Source organism: Bacillus sp. NPDC057893, assembly GCF_042796455.1.
Taxonomy (GTDB): Bacteria; Bacillota; Bacilli; order Bacillales; family Bacillaceae_G; genus Bacillus_A.
Genome location: NZ_JBHVNG010000015.1, coordinates 43,175 through 59,564 on the forward strand (window position 1 = coordinate 43,175; position 16,390 = coordinate 59,564).

The window sequence follows — 16,390 nt, forward strand, 5'->3', positions numbered from 1 at the left end:
TACTTACAGAGCGTCTTTTTTCTTTGCTAATCTTACGCCTTCTTAACGAACTGTGATTTTAACTTCATAGCTCCGAAACCGTCGATTTTGCAATCGATATCGTGATCTCCCTCAACTAGACGGATACTCTTTACTTTCGTACCAATCTTCACAACTGAAGAAGTTCCTTTTACTTTTAAATCTTTAATTACAGTAACAGCATCGCCATCTTGAAGAACGTTTCCGTTCGCATCTTTTACAACTTTTGCACCATCATTATTTTCAGCTTCCGCTTCTTGACCCCACTCATGGGCACATTCTGGACATACGAAAAGAGCGCCATCCTCATACGTATATTCTGAATTACATTTTGGACAATTTGGTAAAGTAGCCATAAATCTATTTCCTCCGTTCATTATTTATACGTAAAAATCAAATCGAATTTTTACATGTCGATAAATAAAATTTGTATAGCATTTCTTTATACTGCCATAGTCTCACGTTATTGACAAGCCTACCTCAAATTCTCATTTTTTATTGTATTTTACAAAATTTCAATTAGTATTCCGATCCCCTCACATTCTGTTACAAATTCTTACAAACAAAAAGAAGAACCTTCATAAGGCCCTTCTTTTAAAATAATCTAATTACGCTCTAGAAAAACCACATATTTTCTTCAACGTAAGTTCGATACTCATCTAATTCTTCTTCACTTAATTTCTTATTATTTAAATATGCTTCTTGCCATTCAAAGTAATCATCATTTAAATATACAGCGAATTTAATTTTCACATTCTTTTTTTCTTCATAATCATAACCAGTAAATTCCACTATGTCATACTCTTTTTCTTTTTTAACGTACTTCCAATTTGGATTATCAGTTATAGTCTCTAAAACATCGCCTTCAAGACTTAAACGAACAACGTTTTTAATATTCGGTTCAGTTGGTAAATAAGATAAGCCAAAACTAATTGCACCAACTACCGCAATTACTATCGCTTGTAAACCAATCATAACTCCGATATGAGCGCCGCCCTTTGATTGTAAATAATACTCTTTCTTATAATCCGGCACATCTTCTACTTTACGTAAAATGCACGTAACATGCTTATAATACAAGCGATTTCCTTGCCATCCAGTAAACAGCATCGTTCCAGCATATATTATAAAATCTATCCACATTGGTATATCAATAAAAGTAGCTATAATTAAAGTAGGAACCGCTAATAGCGTAAGTATAATAAATAACTTATACATTTTACGATAAGCTAACCAGAAGTGCGGGAAGATACATGCTACCCAATTCCACGTATTTTCTTTCTCCGGATTCTTCACTTGCCCCCATTTAAAGTCGTAATAGGCCGTATTCTTTCTCACAACTTTATGTAATTCTTGCTGAGAGATTGTTTCTTGTAAAACAGGTTCCTTCACGTACATCATCCTTCTCTTATTTCTATATACTTTTATTGTATATGTACAAAACGAAGGAATCTAACAAAAAATAGTTATATTTTATAAAAATGAGCGAAAATCGAATACATTCCGACAATTACCCATTCTATATTCCATTTTACTATTAAATATATTAAAATACTTATATATAAACCATTTAATACACCATGTTAATTATTTCTTAATTTATATAAAAGAGGAATCCTTCAATGGATTCCTCTTTTATAACATATTTTCTCCTTAAAGAACGGCTAAATCTTATCTTAATAACTCCCTAATTTCCTCTATATTTAAATCAGTAAACTTCGCGATATCTTCAATCGGCATCCCTTTCTCATACATCCCACGAATTAACTGTATTTTCCCTTTTTCGATTCCTCTTTCAATTCCCTTTTCAATTCCCTTTTCAATTCCCTTTTCAATTCCCTTTTCAATTCCCTTTTCGATTCCTTGTTCGATTCCTCTTTTAAGTCCTTCCTTTTCTGCATGCGCAAATTTCGCAGCCTCATCCATTAGTACTTTTTCTCTGGCGTCATATGCTTGCCTGAAAGAAGAATCTCGGCTCATATCTTCCCATTTATTCATCGCTTTTTGTAACATTGGGTCTTGGCTCATCGCAATATCCTCCAATAGTTCTGTCAATTGTTCATCTTCATTCGCCGGTAACAATAACAACCAACGTACAAATGCATCTTCCCAAGGATTTATTTTTTCCGCTTTCCACTGCCGCATTAATTTTGGAATCTCGACAACATGAATTTCTATGTCATCGCTTAATATTCTTTTCTGTTTCCTATTCCAAAGAACCCCCGTTGTATGAAACTCACCATACTCAGGAAACATGTTAAAATTCAATAAGTTCACAGTAATTGTTTTACAAAGTTCACTATACGCCATCCCTTTTTGCATTTGAGATGTATATAATTTTCCCCAATAGTATAAACTTCGTTTTATCATATGATGATTATTATTCAACTGAATCTCCACATTAACCTTTGTACCCGTATTTAATGTAGCTAAAACATCTAAAATCGATAATTTATCGTCCTCATATTGACGATGTAAATGAGGATCCTCTAGTTGTAATGAAGCAATTGGTGATTCCAAAGATTCCTGTAACATCGCATTCAAAAATGTAATAAGAATATCTTCGCTACCACTTGTACCAAATAATTGTTTAAACGCAAAATCAATACGTAAATTAACTAATTTCTTGGACATGTGTCTTTTCACCTGCTTATTTTATTTATAGTTTCATTTTACATAACAAAAACGTAAGTAGGCAAATAAGAGCTTGAAATAATAAAGAAAAAAAGAGCTCTAATTAGAGCTCTTTTTCATCACCACACAACTATTCCACATTTCCTTTCACTTTCTCAATAACATCTTCTATACGCTTAGCTATACATTCCGGCTCCCAATCTCCTTCACCGTGCATAGCTGTATAAACTGGACAATTCTCATCATTACTATCTACAAAGATTGGATCTCCGAGATATGAATCTATCCCAATTACAATCCATCCATCTTTCCAGTCTCCTTCTTCATCCCCGATTAAACTTTGACCTTCATCATCAAAGCTATAACCAAGTTGCCCTTCTTCTATTTCTTCACTTTTAAATAATCCTATCATCAGTGGTTCAAATTCATACTCTAATTCAATTTCATTATCCTCAGCACGATCTACATATGCTAAAAGTTGTTTAATTTTATTATGGTTAATCATAATATTTTCTCCATTCTATCTTTTAAAAATCTAACTTTATTCATACTAAGCTGCCGCAAGTAACATCTGGGCAATAAACTTCCATGGAATATTTTCTGGAAGCTTCTCCCCTTGATTTATATAAACACCTTCATAATCACCTAACCAACCATGTAATGCCTCTAAATAAGTCTCTACCTCTATATTCTCCTATTCACTTTAAAATCCTTTTGAAGATATAAACCTCAATAAGTCTTCTTTAGAATTTACGTGCTCAAGGGATTCATACACATCCATATTATTCTCATCCTTCTATTGCTCGTCATTTAAACTAACTATAATATATGAAATAAGATTCTTAAAACTATTATTTGAGGTGATCCAATATGAAGACTACACTTTGGGCAGAAGATGATTATTTAAAATTAGCCCCTATTAACGACGAACTAATAAAAAAAGCAGAAGAAGTACTGAACGTAAAGCTCCCAGAATCATACATAAACCTTCTAAAAGAACAAAATGGGGGAACTCTTCGCCTTGATGCTCACCCTACTTCAGAGCCAAATTCTTGGGCAGATGATCACGTTAATGTTTCTGGTTTATATGGCATTTCTTTTAATGAGAATGAATCTAGTATTTTAGAGAGCCATTATTTAATTCAAGAATGGGAAATGCCTGAGAATATCGTACTTTTATCTGGTGATGGACATACATGGATTGCATTAGACTATCGAAATGTAGCTAAAAACCCTCCAGTTATATTTATCGATAATGAGTTTGAGGAAATTATTGAATTAGCACCTAACTTTGAAAGCTTCTTACAAAACTTAACTACTTACGATTATGATGAAGAGTAAACCTATCTCTAAAGAAGTGCGCAATAGTGCAAGATTTCATTACAAATTTACACGCTGCTTTAAAACCACTTGGGTTTAAGAAAAAAAGACATACATTTTCCAAAGCTGACAACGGATTTTATAAGATCATTCATATACAAAAAAGCCAGTTTGGAGATGATTTCTATATAAATATAGGTGTTCATCCAATTGGTCTCCCGCAACTTATTACGGACCAATTACAAGTAAAAGAAAACATCTCACTATTCGATTGCATTCTACGAACAAGGATAGAGCCTATACATATGAAACAGAACCAGTTATTACATAATGTTTCACATGAAACTATCGACATTCCGAATTACCTTTCTACTATTTTCGACTGGTTTCAAACGTGGGCATCTTATGAAAATTTAATAAAGACAACTATACATTCCATTACTTCCATAATAGCTGTCGTTCCAATATTACAAGAAAAAGCATTTTTGCTTCTTACCTGTTTTTCTTTCTACAAATTAAAACAGCACAATGTAATTTCACATTGTGCTTTCTACTAGTGCTTTATATTCTTCTTGTAGCTTTTTAAATTGTTCTTCATACTTTTGCATCTTTACGGTATCCGTTTTCGAATTCAGGAATGGCCTTCTTCTTCCGGTCACCATTATATTTTTCCCGTCTATTGCATCGTTCATATATACATAAGGTTTAAAAAACTCACATTCCGTATATCGCAATACTACAGATAATTTTGCATACTCTTCCACCTTAAATTGATTAGATAAGCTTAACTCCCTCAAATTTTTTAATTGTATTAAAGGTTCTAACGAATCATCTTTAACCTTTAAGTTCATAAGAGTAAGCTTTTTCAAATGCTGTAATTCAGCAAGCGGCTTTAAAGTTTGTACTTTCATCGCTGTATTTATCCCGCCGCCCATATAGAAGGTATTGAGTTGTGGACACTTACCTAAAGCACTTAAATCTTCTAGCTTAGAAAAATCATCAATTAGTAAAGATTTGAGTTGTTTATTATACTCGATATCCCATAACGTCTTCGCTTTTGTATTCCAGCATATATATAACTGTTGTAAATTAGATAATTTCTGAAGACTACTTAAATCCTCGACCCTCATTTCGTAAACGTATAATATATCGGGACGAACATACGTAAGAATATGCTCAAACTGCTTTTGATTTACTGCGAACACCCATAACTTCTTAACTTGTAAAGATGCTAGTCGTTCTATATTTTTTGTTTTCCCCTCAATCGCTAGCTCTTCTAAATCGCCAGCTATACTTACTAAATCTTTCGTAATATTCGGCTGCTCACCAATCGGAAACATTTTATCCTCCCCTACAACTCCCAAGTAATATTCATTTCTTCAAACGACTCTTTACTCACTTCCAACCCTTCGTTATCATTTGTTCCAATCATCGCTACCTCTTCTTTAGACAACATAATTTCCTCGTTTGGATTTTGGATTTTTCTCTCATACACTAATTGTAAAAGCTCTATTTGTTCCTCTGTCAGTTCATACTCTTCTTCCAATCTTTCAATTGCTGATTTCGTATCAAGTAGTGGGATTTCTAATAAGAATCCACCGTGTTCTTCCATCTCTTCAAATGAATCGATTGAATATGCACCGTTATCATCAATCCAAAATGCTGTTGTAATGAAAGGAACTGTTTCGCCTTCTACTTCTTCTAATACGTATTGAAGTGCTTCTTCTTTAGCAATGTCTACTACTTTCGAAGGTGCCCCTTCAAAATAATTTGCCGCATCAATCCACTCTTCTATTCTCTCGCTATTCACATCTTGAAGACATACGATCGTGTACTTCGGATGAAAAGTAATTGTCCCTCGTCCGCCTTGACTATCTTGCACACTATAGTTAAAACCATCCCACGAACTTTCAGGTGAGAAATCTGGATAATGCGCCACACTAATTGCACTCGCAATCGAATTAAAAATGCATCCTTTCCATAGTTGTTCTTTACTTATATGAAAGTTATATTTACTCATTCTCTTCCCCCGTATATATATGTTTTTTAATATTATCTTTCGACTTCTCATTCCTTGTAAAATACTTTTTCATTATCTAAAAATAGTAAAAGCACCCTTCATACAAAGGATGCTTTTACTATTCACCTACCACTTTCGCCTACACTCCTCAATCACACTAAGCAAATACCTCTTCGTCATATCAGCCTGTCTCCAACTAGAGAGCTTTCGCTTTTCTTTTGGATTATGCCGCATTCGCTCTACTTCTCTTAATAAAGGTTCCCACTTATGAGAGTAAAGTTCCAACATGTATTGCAATCCTCTATCTTTTGAAACGATTGTTTTATGATCTAACGTATATAAAATGCGTCCCATCGTAACGACAGCTGATTCTACCCATTCTTCTATGAAAAATAAATAGGGACGCTTCGCTTTTTCACTCCAGTAATGTTCTACGTTATATTTCATTGTATTTACTACATCGTCCCACTTTATTTGAAAGGGAAGGTCTTCCGCTTCTTTCCCGATAACTGTAATACCTTGGTTTTTCAACGTCCACCATGTTACTGCATTAATGTCCCAGTAACCACTATCCGCTTTCCCCTCTGCACAATACACGTACTCATTTATTTCATGATTGTATTTCCCTAAATCAGCAAGCGGAATATACATACCATCCATTCTTTTACCTAACGTACTTTTCCTAAGTTTTTTATGCAGCTCTATAATTTGCTGTTTTTCAGCTTTATTCACGGAATCACTTATTACCGTAACAAAGTCCACATCGCTCGTTTCTATATGAAATGCTCCTAGCGCGATTGATCCGTAAATGTATACCCCGACTATTTTTTCATCCGAAAAAATTTCTTTTAATTCTACTATGTACTGCTCCATTAACTGTTTCACTTCTCCTGGTAAAGCATGTTTTATTCCATTCTCCACATCTATCCCTCCATTAAAAAAAGCCTTTGCAAATTCGCAAAGACTTCCTGCTTTATAAATATTTCTCGATTTCTTCGTAAACATCCTTCAAACGAGGATTTCCTTCTCCAACAATCTCTCCATTTACAAGAACGACTGGATAAAATAAATCTTCCTCCACTACTCGCTCTGCGAATGCTTTTTTCTCTTCATCTTCTTGTTCTTGTTGAAAATCAATATACTCGAAATTAAATTTATTTTCTTGTCCTTCATATTTACGACCAATCGCCGCTTGTAACCACTCAAACGTTTCTGTTGAAGATGGCATTCCGACGCAACTCGCACAAATCACTTTCGTCCCATACACTTGCACATTAACCATTTCTTCTCCCCCACTTCTTGCTCTAACAGTATATTCAGATACCTTAGTACATAAGCACATCATTTTACAAACTTATTCCATACCCCTATACTGAAAAAACACGTTGTACACATGATAAAATATTTCGACAATAAAACAAGAACAGAAAAAATAGATTTTCCCCTCTATCTTGATTATAATAAAACTGATGAAAGGAGTCGATAAAAATGGAAAACCCACATATGCAAGAACAAGTACTAGAAGTATTAGATAAATTACGTCCATTCTTACTTCGCGATGGCGGAGACGTTGAATTAGTAGACATTGAAGAAGGTATCGTAAAACTACGCCTTATGGGTGCATGCGGAAGCTGCCCAAGTTCTACAATCACACTAAAAGCTGGTATCGAACGCGCACTACTTGAAGAAGTACCAGGCGTTATTGAAGTAGAACAAGTATTTTAATCTAAAAGCGGAAGCGGCTCGTTCAGAACAGAAGGTCATTGGAGCTCCTGACGAAGAGGCGCTTTTTGCCTCACAGGAAGGCGCGAAATGGCCGACTGTTCTGAACGAGCCGCTGGAGCTAGACATTATCTAAAAGCAGAAGCGGCTCGTTCAGACTCGCTTCCAAAAAAAAGAGACCATATTTGGTCTCTTTTTTTGTACGCAAACAAAACATACTCCCCCACACTATTAACATCATAAAACAAAATTGGAAATCCTTCTCAAAAAATGCGATAATTAATATATAGTGAATCGTTCACACATATAAAGCGAAAAACATAGGGGGGACGACGTATGCCAAAAATAGGGAGTACTTTTGTAACAATTCAAGAATTAGAACAGAAAAAAGAATATTTATTAAGTCTTTCACCCGTTATACCGACATGGAATACGAGCTATCAATTTTTATTTAAAGAAATACAACAAGAATTATTAAAAAAGGTAAATGAAAAAATTGAAAGACACCACATTATTTTAACTATATGTACAGATCAAAAAGTAGGAGCATAGCTTCTTATTATATAAAGATAGAAACGGGTATCTTTTATGGTATAAAAAAGAGACCTCAATTGGCCTCTTTTTTATACTTTTAAGATAGCCAATCTAATTTCCTAATGCCTAACTTATCAACTGGTAAACGAAATGACTCGTAAAAATGATTCATAAATTGCTCAGTGCGCTTCACATCATGTAAAATGATTTCTAAACGAGCTCTATATATGCCTTTTTGTTCTTCGTTTCCTGTTTGATAATATCGTTCAACCGTTTCAAAGTAGTGAAGCGGGAACAGAAGCCTTGCGAATAATAAGCGCCAACCAAATGAAGAGAGCGAATAATTACGTTCATAATCTGTAATGAATTGAACTACCGTTTGCTCCCAATCTTTCTTTTTTTCTATCATCATATAGCGAATACATTCTGCTATATCCCTACTTGGGTGATCATATACCCAATCAAAAGGAAGTTTTAAGCGCTTCGTTTGATGCCATAATAAAGGTGTAAATCGTTCTTGGCAAATTGTTGCTGCGTCAGTTATTTGTGGTGTATCGTCCATTTCTGTATCGACAACATATTGAATTGCATTTTCTGCAACTCCTAAGTAATACGGGAAGGATTCAATAAACAATTGATCGAATACGTCTGAAGGATGGTTCATCACTTGCGATTGCCAAAACTTTTCTAATTGGTCGAGCCTTTTTTCCCATAATGCTTTCCATTCACCAATGCGGCTTAATTGCTCAACTTCTTCTGGAAAGAATGCGCCACGTTTATGGAATATAGAAAGCTCACTTCCTAATGATGTAGCATGTCGCTCTAACATACGCATACCTTTTAATAAGCAATAATTTTTTTCTTCTATCTCACTTACATAGTAGCCGTGTATAGTCGGAACGAAAGTCGAAACAGTTATATCCCCTTGCTGGTTCATATAATCACTGAGCTTTTTCATCTCTACAAGTACTTCTTCCTCCATTTCTCCAATTGGAACAAGTACATAAATTTTGTTGCGAATCCAAAAGCTTTTATAGGGGCCAAGGGGGATTAATTCTTTAACATGCATGTGATAATGCTCATAAATATGCTGAATCATCGCAGTCGCCACCTATGGTTTTTCTTTATATATATGAGCTTGTGCTCGCCTTTCATTCCTATGCACATGATAAAGCAACGAAACGTATACAAATACTAAAAAGAAAAAAAGGTGATAAACATGAAAGACTCAAATCAACTACAAGAAAGAGCATTACAACTATTACAAGAGCGCGGTGTAACAATTGACGATATTGCTGATCTTGTTCATTTTCTTCAAAAGAAATACCATGCAAATTTAGAGATGTCAGAATGTCGCTATAACGTTGAGCGTGTACTATCAAAACGAGAAGTACAAAACGCACTTATTACAGGCATTGAACTTGATGTCCTTGCTGAAAAAGGACTATTAAGTCAACCGTTACAAGATATCGTAAAACGCGATGAAGGACTATATGGAATCGATGAAGTCATCGCGCTTTCTATCGTTAACGTGTACGGTTCTATCGGTTTCACGAACTTTGGATATATCGATAAATTAAAACCAGGTATTTTAGAATACTTAAATGATAAATCAACTGGACAGGTGCACACATTCCTTGATGATATCGTTGGCGGAATCGCTGCCGCTGCTTCAAGCCGTTTAGCGCACCGTGCTGAGCATTCAGAGTAACGTATCTAGGCCGTCAGTTTCATACTGACGGCCTTTCATATTCCATAAGCATAAACTCTCTTCCACGGCTCCAAAAAACAGGTCCTACTTGAAATCCAATATTTTCATATAGCCTAATCGCTCTCTCATTAAATGTCGCTACACTCAGTCGCAACATTTTCGAATTGAATTCCTCAGCAGCAAACGCTATCCCAGCTTGAAAAAATTCTTTTCCCATCCCTTTCCCTGTTAACTCGGGCTTCATTCCAATTCCTATATCTACTACATCTTCGCCTTCATATAAATTGGCATCTCTTCTGCCTGGAACTTGTGCATTTTCTCCAAAACAAAAATAGCCGATGAATTCTCGCTTCTCATCACAACAACCGTAATACGTCCCATCTAATAGCTCTTCTATTACTTCAGCATCTCCTGAAAAGCTATATAACGTATACGGTTCATCGTACGTCCACGTACTTATTTCGTTTGCTTCTTCTTCTGTTAACTTATGTATATCCATCTTCCCTTGTCCCCCTATTATATGCCTACTAACAATATTCGATATTCATCTTATAATTCATCTTTCTCAATATATTTTTTATATTTTCTACTTTATTTCCATGGAAGATTTTTCTTATTATGTTACGATTAAACAGAATCATTCAAATTAAGGTGGTGACAATTTGAATTACTTTTCTTATCTATCTTTGGAAGAGAAACGAAAATTTTTCTATAAAGAACCTCTTAGTTTTTCAAAAGATATAGAGAAAGGGCAATTGGCTTACGCACTAGGTGCTACCCTTTATACACCCGGTACGAAAGAGACGATTGCTGAAGATATCATTAGAAAAAAACATATAGGTGCTACATCGATTATTCTTTGCCTGGAGGATTCTATTAGTGATGAGGAAGTAAAACTTGCAGAACAAAACATCGTAGTCCAAATACAACAAATCGCCAACTTAGTCAGTGCTAACATACTGCACCAAACAGACATACCACTTCTTTTCATTAGAGTTCGAAATCCAAATCAAATGAAAGTAATTGTTACTGAACTAGGCAGTGCCATTCATTGTTTATGTGGCTTCGTCTTCCCAAAATTCACACCAATTAATGGAAGATTATACATCAATCAGCTTAAATATATTAACGAGCTATATTCACTTTCACTTTACGGAATGCCGATTTTAGAATCACCGGAAATCATGCATAAAGAAACGCGCTTAGAATCACTATTACAAATAAAAGATTTGCTAGATTCCTACTACGATTTCATCTTAAACATACGCATTGGTGCTACAGATTTTTCAAGTATATTTGGCATTCGTCGTAATAAATATACTCCTATCTATGATATTACTGTTATTCGTGATTGTATTTCGGACATTATTAATATTTTCTCTAGAGCAACTAACCAATATATAATTTCAGGATGTGTATGGGAGTATTTTTCTAATGATTATGAAGATGGGCTCATACATGAAGTATCACTTGATCAAGCGAATGGATTAATTGGAAAGACAGTTATTCATCCTTCTCACATTAATATTGTACAAGCGATGCACATTGTCACACTGGAAGATTATTTAGATGCAAAATCTATTTTACAAAATGCTGATACGTATAACGGAGTGCTAAAAAGTAGCTTTGCTAACAAAATGAATGAAGTAAAGCCACACTACAATTGGGCTCACAAAGTCATTTTAAAATCTAATATTTACGGGGTGCTACATGAAAATAAAAAATTCACCGATCTCCTTATTACAAACGCAAAGCAACACGTATAACATTTTAAATGATATACAAGTTCATATAGAAATACGTGATGATCCATATAACTTAGCGCTAGACTCTTTTTTTCAAATGGCTGCGAGGGTAAATAAGAAGCGTAGCTTTTTATTTGTGAGTACCATTCTTGGAAAGCACCTTCCTGTTAAACCAGTAGTTGCTTTAGCAAGCGGGTACGCTCTTGCTGCAAGGTATATGGAAATACTACATAACAATGTTCATCCATTTCAGAAAGAAATTTTAAATCTCATTTCTTCAGAAATGGATGAAATTCCAGAAGAGGTATTTCATTATCAATATCCGTTACAGGAAGAAGTTTTATTTATCGGCTTTGCTGAAACAGCAACGGCACTCGGTCACTCTATGTTTCAATGTTTCAAAAATGCAAAGTATGTGCATACAACTAGGGAATCGATACCTGAGCTTGAACCCGTTATTACATTTGAAGAAGAGCATTCCCATGCAACATCGCACCGTTGTTATGTGGATAAAAATTTTTTCCAAAACAAAAATCCAATTATTCTTGTAGATGATGAGATGACAACAGGAAAAACAGCATTAAATATTATCAGGTCCATTCAAGAGAAATTCCCACGAGAAGAATACACCATCGCCTCTTTACTAGATTGGCGTTCCGATACACATCGAAACAAATTTAAAGAACTAGAAGGTGAACTTCAAATAAAAATTCACGTTATTTCTTTATTGGGCGGAACCATTCGTGCGACTGGACATCCATTAACTACTTCCAAGAAAGATATTCACAACAAAGGAACAGAGCCTCATTTTCAAAAGCATACAATTGCTTGTCCGACATTACCTTATACATCTATTGAACGTAAAGCAAATTATATAAAGCATACAGGTCGCTTCGGTATTTCAGCGCATGAACAAATACAAATCCATAATTTCGCTCAAAAGGTTGGCAATGAATTAAAGAAAAAACGAATAGGAAAACGATCGCTTTGTCTAGGAACTGGTGAGTTTATGTATATCCCTATGAAAATTGCTGCTCAAATGGGGGAAAACATTTTATATCAATCTACAACACGAAGCCCTATCCATCCTGACCAAAATGGGGTGCAGTATGCTATTTATAATCGTTTTTCGTATCCAAGTCCTGAGGATGCTACTATTACGAATTATTTTTATAATATTTCATCTCATGATTACGATGAAGTATTCCTTTTTATAGAACGTGACTTAGATGAGGAATCATTATCTCCTCTTTTAAAGCAATTACAAACGGTTATTCCAATTATTCATATCGTCTCATTTTCAAAAAGAATAGAAAAGGAAGGTCGATAACTATGGAAAGAGTAAAAGTAGATTCAAATATTGGTAGTTATAGCCGTGAAGATGCTATTTTTCTATTAAAAGATATTAGTGACATGCTGGAAGAAAGTTCAACAGAAACGAGAGAACGAGCGATTCAATCTGGCACACATTATTCTGAAATGTTGCCAATCGAATATAAGCCGTCTAAAGCCTATATGGATTTATTCTTCTCTTCAATGCAAAAATATAAACACAAAATAGCAGTTGCTGTTGGCGTCGTTGCAGAGCAAATCATACAGAATAAAGGAACAAATCTTGTCCTCGTTTCATTAGCACGTGCAGGTACGCCTATCGGTGTTCTCATAAAGCGCTATATACGTTATCGTTATAATCTTGATGTACCACATTATTGTATTTCAATTATTCGTGGAAGAGGTATTGATGAAAATGCTCTTCGCTATATTTTAAAGCACCATCCAAATGAGACGATGCAATTTATTGACGGTTGGACAGGAAAGGGAGCAATAAAAAAAGAACTAAAACATGCAATACTTGATTTTAACGAGAAAAACAATACACAGATTTCTCATTGCATGGCGGTACTTGCTGATCCTGGTTACTGCACTTCAATTTATGGCACCCGAGAAGATTTTCTCATTCCAAGCGCTTGCTTAAATGCAACCGTATCAGGATTAATTAGTCGTACTGTATTAAATGATGCCTTTATTGGTTCAAATGATTTTCATGGTGTTAAATATTATAAAGAACTAGAACAAGAAGACTTATCCAACTTTTTTATCGACGAAGTAGCAACATCATTCCCTTCTGCTCATTTTCATATAAACGAACAATTACATCATATTGCTTCAACATACACAAAGCCATCTTGGCAGGGGCTAAAAGACATCCAATCTATTCAAACACATTTTAGAATAGAGGATATTAACTTAATCAAACCAGGAGTTGGTGAAACAACTCGCGTGTTACTACGGAGAATGCCTTGGAAAATTTTAATACGAACAGAAAATAATCCTGAGTTAGAACATATTTTACTTCTTGCAAAAGAAAAGAATGTCCCTGTGGAAATATACGAAAATATGACCTATTCATGTTGCGGTCTAATTAAACCCCTTATGAGGAAAACAACATGATTTTTGCCAGCGATCTTGACCAAACCCTTATTTATTCTCGCAAATCATTTCGCGCTCATATAGAAGATGCATCCATTCAACTCATTGAAACTTTGGATGGGAAAGAGATTTCTTTCATATCGTATAAAACCATTTCGCTATTAAAAAAACTACAATTGCACTCACATTTCATCCCAGTCACCACAAGAACTATTGAACAGTTTCAGCGCCTTTTATTGTTCAAAAATGAAATTGTTCCTGAGTATGTTGTTACAAGTAACGGTGGCAATATTCTTCATAACGGCAAGCAAGATACTATTTGGAAAGAAAAAATACAAAAGAGAATCTCAACAGAATGCCTAAAAAGTAATGATATACTAAAAGAATTTGAACAACTTGCCCATAAAGATTGGGTCACATCAAAAAAAACTGCCGATCGATTATTTCATTACTGCATCGTAAAGCGCGAAAACATTCCCTATGATGAATTAAAGGCCTTCACTGCTTGGTTGGATGAACAAGGTTGGACTCACTCACTTCAAGGTAGAAAATTATACTTTGTACCGAAACCAGTTAACAAATGGGATGCTGTCCAATATATAAAAGAAATACTACAAATAGATACCGTTATTACAGCCGGGGATTCTTTACTCGATTTATGTATGCTTGAAAAAGCTAACTATGCTTTCGCACCACTTCACGGCGAACTGGGAGCAACACATGATAACTTACAACCTCATATTTTAAAAACAAATGAAATTGGTATATACGCAGCAGAAGAAATTGTAAGTAAAGCCCTTCAAATTATCCATCGTTCATTACCTACTTTATAATACAAATATGCATAATTGCATGCGCGCACCCATTTAAAAAATGCTACAATTTATTCGAATCGCTGTTGCTACACTTCTTGATTAAAGAAAAGACGTTAAAACGGAAATTAACGTCTTATCAGACTCAAGCAATTGACACATTTTGTCATCATGAAAGACACTCGAAAGAGTGTCTTTTTTTCTATACCTGAGCAGGACCTGCTCATTTACAAAATTAATGCATAAATTAATATAACTCTTTAAACGCATTATTCCCTTTCTATATGTTGCGGCGTTCGTTGCGACATATTCGGATAATAAAAAGCACTCCAGCCAGAGTGCTTTTTACTTTCAAACAAGGAGGTTACATATATGGATAGTACTCTTGTATTTAACTTTGGAATTGGTATTGTCATCATTTTATTCGTCTTCTTTGTACTTTGTATGAGCGGGATATAGAAAGACGGTTTGGGACGTCTTTTTATACATATGTATTATTTGACCGTCGCCCCGAAAGTAACCACAACAGTTACAGGTATGCGAATAACTACTAACATATCCACAAATAGGAGGAAGAAAAACGAAATACTTGAGCGTACATTCTATACAAGCCTTCCTTCTGTGGACAACGATGTACGTAAACACTATCTTGAAGAAGTAAAAGAAGTTGTGAATCGCGTATTTTAATAAAAAACTCCGGTTATAACAACCGGAGTTTTTTATTTCATCATCAATTTCGGAATATATCTTTGAAGAATGCTTTCTAATTCATTCATATCTTCCTGTCTAATAAGTAAATTTACATTGTCATTCATTTTTTCTCGCCCGCGATATAAAAATATATTTTCTTTTGGATTTTCCCATGTTGATGTTTTATAGCCTTTTAATTCTTCGTATGAATAAAAGTTCAATCCGTCTATTACACCTTTTTCATATATTTGTACACTTTTAATAAGATGGATAGCTATTAAAGTCATAAAACAACTTGCTACAGCATAACTACCTGACTGAACGAGAAACTGTTCAACTGTATCAATATCGCCACTTACGTACTGAGCATATATATACATACATTGCCCGATGAAATACGCCGGTCCAAGTAATGCAATCCAACGTCGTTTCACCCGAGGATATGTTGCAATAAGTTTTCCCGCGCTTTTTTTCATTTCATTTATTTTATATATCTTCCATAGAACAAAGAACAAAACACATAATGTAAAAACAAACATAATACATGACATCCAGTACACTCTTATTCCCTCCCTTTTATATCATTACATGTAAATTTTACATTTTTATATACCTATAGTACATATGCAATTATGCATAAAAAAACAGGCAACCTCTTCTGAACTGCACCCCGATTGTTAGACACAGTCTAACAATCGGAGGTGTAGTTTTTTTATGACTAAATTTACTTCAGAAGACAAAATGAATGCAGTCA

19 protein-coding genes and 3 pseudogenes are annotated in these 16,390 nt (G+C 34.7%); 10 read left to right on the plus strand and 12 right to left on the minus strand.

The features are described 5' to 3' along the window. Window positions 1–32: 32 nt before the first annotated feature. The 5 genes and pseudogenes from phnA to ACFVQC_RS27765 all read right to left on the minus strand — a co-directional run bounded on the left by phnA (window position 33) and on the right by ACFVQC_RS27765 (window position 3,433). Window positions 33–374 carry an alkylphosphonate utilization operon protein PhnA gene (gene phnA, locus ACFVQC_RS27745; protein WP_002112620.1) on the minus strand — a complete coding sequence of 114 codons (342 nt, stop codon included), beginning with the start codon at window positions 372–374 and terminating at the stop codon, window positions 33–35. Window positions 375–633: 259 nt separating this feature from the next. After that, complete coding sequence (locus tag ACFVQC_RS27750; protein ID WP_377899884.1) at window positions 634–1,419, minus strand: DUF2628 domain-containing protein; 786 nt, start codon at window positions 1,417–1,419, stop codon at window positions 634–636. A gap of 270 nt (window positions 1,420–1,689) precedes the next feature. After that, the gene (locus ACFVQC_RS27755) at window positions 1,690–2,652 is read right to left on the minus strand and encodes an Rpn family recombination-promoting nuclease/putative transposase (RefSeq protein ID WP_377899886.1); all 963 of its coding nucleotides are present in this window, start codon (window positions 2,650–2,652) and stop codon (window positions 1,690–1,692) included. Window positions 2,653–2,782: 130 nt separating this feature from the next. Then, window positions 2,783–3,157 carry a hypothetical protein gene (locus ACFVQC_RS27760; protein WP_377899887.1) on the minus strand — a complete coding sequence of 125 codons (375 nt, stop codon included), beginning with the start codon at window positions 3,155–3,157 and terminating at the stop codon, window positions 2,783–2,785. 45 nt (window positions 3,158–3,202) lie between these two features. Beyond that, window positions 3,203–3,433: pseudogene (locus ACFVQC_RS27765) on the minus strand (DUF7660 family protein). Window positions 3,434–3,522: 89 nt separating this feature from the next. On the opposite strand from ACFVQC_RS27765, the gene ACFVQC_RS27770 reads away from it, so the two are divergent. Then, a complete protein-coding gene (locus ACFVQC_RS27770; protein WP_377893048.1) occupies window positions 3,523–3,993 on the plus strand; it encodes an SMI1/KNR4 family protein in 471 nt (156 codons plus the stop codon). A gap of 26 nt (window positions 3,994–4,019) precedes the next feature. Beyond that, window positions 4,020–4,526, plus strand: a pseudogene (locus ACFVQC_RS27775) (DUF4304 domain-containing protein); the annotation flags it as partial. Here ACFVQC_RS27775 and ACFVQC_RS27780 read toward each other — a convergent pair. The 4 genes from ACFVQC_RS27780 to ACFVQC_RS27795 all read right to left on the minus strand — a co-directional run bounded on the left by ACFVQC_RS27780 (window position 4,509) and on the right by ACFVQC_RS27795 (window position 7,274). Further along, complete coding sequence (locus tag ACFVQC_RS27780) at window positions 4,509–5,312, minus strand: leucine-rich repeat domain-containing protein (protein ID WP_377899888.1); 804 nt, start codon at window positions 5,310–5,312, stop codon at window positions 4,509–4,511. The pseudogene ACFVQC_RS27775 and the gene ACFVQC_RS27780 overlap by 18 nt on opposite strands. An 11-nt stretch (window positions 5,313–5,323) precedes the next feature. Then, window positions 5,324–5,992, minus strand: coding sequence for a hypothetical protein (locus ACFVQC_RS27785; RefSeq protein WP_377899889.1), 669 nt, complete (start codon window positions 5,990–5,992; stop codon window positions 5,324–5,326). Between the two features lie 126 nt (window positions 5,993–6,118). Beyond that, entirely contained in the window at window positions 6,119–6,913 is a 795-nt protein-coding gene (locus tag ACFVQC_RS27790; protein WP_377899891.1) for a nucleotidyltransferase domain-containing protein, read from the minus strand. A 52-nt stretch (window positions 6,914–6,965) separates the two neighbouring features. Continuing rightward, the gene (locus ACFVQC_RS27795; protein WP_002145082.1) at window positions 6,966–7,274 is read right to left on the minus strand and encodes a YuzD family protein; all 309 of its coding nucleotides are present in this window, start codon (window positions 7,272–7,274) and stop codon (window positions 6,966–6,968) included. 206 nt (window positions 7,275–7,480) lie between these two features. Between ACFVQC_RS27795 and ACFVQC_RS27800 the strand changes: the two genes are divergently transcribed. Together ACFVQC_RS27800 and ACFVQC_RS27805 are read left to right on the plus strand one after the other, a co-directional pair. Continuing rightward, window positions 7,481–7,717 carry a NifU family protein gene (locus tag ACFVQC_RS27800; RefSeq protein ID WP_000431159.1) on the plus strand — a complete coding sequence of 79 codons (237 nt, stop codon included), beginning with the start codon at window positions 7,481–7,483 and terminating at the stop codon, window positions 7,715–7,717. A 333-nt stretch (window positions 7,718–8,050) separates the two neighbouring features. After that, complete coding sequence (locus ACFVQC_RS27805) at window positions 8,051–8,266, plus strand: hypothetical protein (RefSeq protein WP_002068096.1); 216 nt, start codon at window positions 8,051–8,053, stop codon at window positions 8,264–8,266. Between the two features lie 79 nt (window positions 8,267–8,345). Here the strand turns inward: ACFVQC_RS27805 and yutH are convergent, their stop codons facing one another. Then, window positions 8,346–9,347 (minus strand): spore coat putative kinase YutH, encoded by a 1,002-nt coding sequence (gene yutH, locus ACFVQC_RS27810; RefSeq protein WP_219920735.1) that lies wholly within the window; start codon window positions 9,345–9,347, stop codon window positions 8,346–8,348. 120 nt (window positions 9,348–9,467) lie between these two features. Here yutH and ACFVQC_RS27815 point away from each other — a divergent pair, with 120 nt between their 5' ends. Next, entirely contained in the window at window positions 9,468–9,959 is a 492-nt protein-coding gene (locus ACFVQC_RS27815; protein ID WP_002145078.1) for a phosphatidylglycerophosphatase A family protein, read from the plus strand. Between the two features lie 19 nt (window positions 9,960–9,978). Here ACFVQC_RS27815 and ACFVQC_RS27820 read toward each other — a convergent pair whose 3' ends face one another. Continuing rightward, window positions 9,979–10,458, minus strand: coding sequence for a GNAT family N-acetyltransferase (locus ACFVQC_RS27820; protein WP_377893051.1), 480 nt, complete (start codon window positions 10,456–10,458; stop codon window positions 9,979–9,981). Window positions 10,459–10,621: 163 nt separating this feature from the next. Here ACFVQC_RS27820 and ACFVQC_RS27825 point away from each other — a divergent pair, with 163 nt between their 5' ends. From ACFVQC_RS27825 to ACFVQC_RS27845, 5 genes and pseudogenes are all read left to right on the plus strand, one after another. After that, window positions 10,622–11,725, plus strand: coding sequence for an HpcH/HpaI aldolase/citrate lyase family protein (locus ACFVQC_RS27825; RefSeq protein ID WP_002145076.1), 1,104 nt, complete (start codon window positions 10,622–10,624; stop codon window positions 11,723–11,725). Then, a complete protein-coding gene (locus ACFVQC_RS27830) occupies window positions 11,670–13,034 on the plus strand; it encodes a phosphoribosyltransferase family protein (RefSeq protein WP_016096613.1) in 1,365 nt (454 codons plus the stop codon). Before ACFVQC_RS27825 ends, ACFVQC_RS27830 begins: the two co-directional genes overlap by 56 nt. A gap of 2 nt (window positions 13,035–13,036) precedes the next feature. Further along, window positions 13,037–14,155, plus strand: coding sequence for a cysteine protease StiP family protein (locus ACFVQC_RS27835; RefSeq protein ID WP_016096612.1), 1,119 nt, complete (start codon window positions 13,037–13,039; stop codon window positions 14,153–14,155). After that, on the plus strand, window positions 14,152–14,967 hold the full coding sequence (locus ACFVQC_RS27840; protein WP_377899892.1) for an HAD family hydrolase: 816 nt from the start codon (window positions 14,152–14,154) through the stop codon (window positions 14,965–14,967). Before ACFVQC_RS27835 ends, ACFVQC_RS27840 begins: the two co-directional genes overlap by 4 nt. A 561-nt stretch (window positions 14,968–15,528) precedes the next feature. Beyond that, window positions 15,529–15,633, plus strand: a pseudogene (locus ACFVQC_RS27845) (NAD(P)H-dependent oxidoreductase); the annotation flags it as partial. Window positions 15,634–15,665: 32 nt separating this feature from the next. Here the strand turns inward: ACFVQC_RS27845 and ACFVQC_RS27850 are convergent. Further along, complete coding sequence (locus ACFVQC_RS27850) at window positions 15,666–16,196, minus strand: iron ABC transporter substrate-binding protein (protein WP_219920741.1); 531 nt, start codon at window positions 16,194–16,196, stop codon at window positions 15,666–15,668. Window positions 16,197–16,390: the final 194 nt, after the last annotated feature.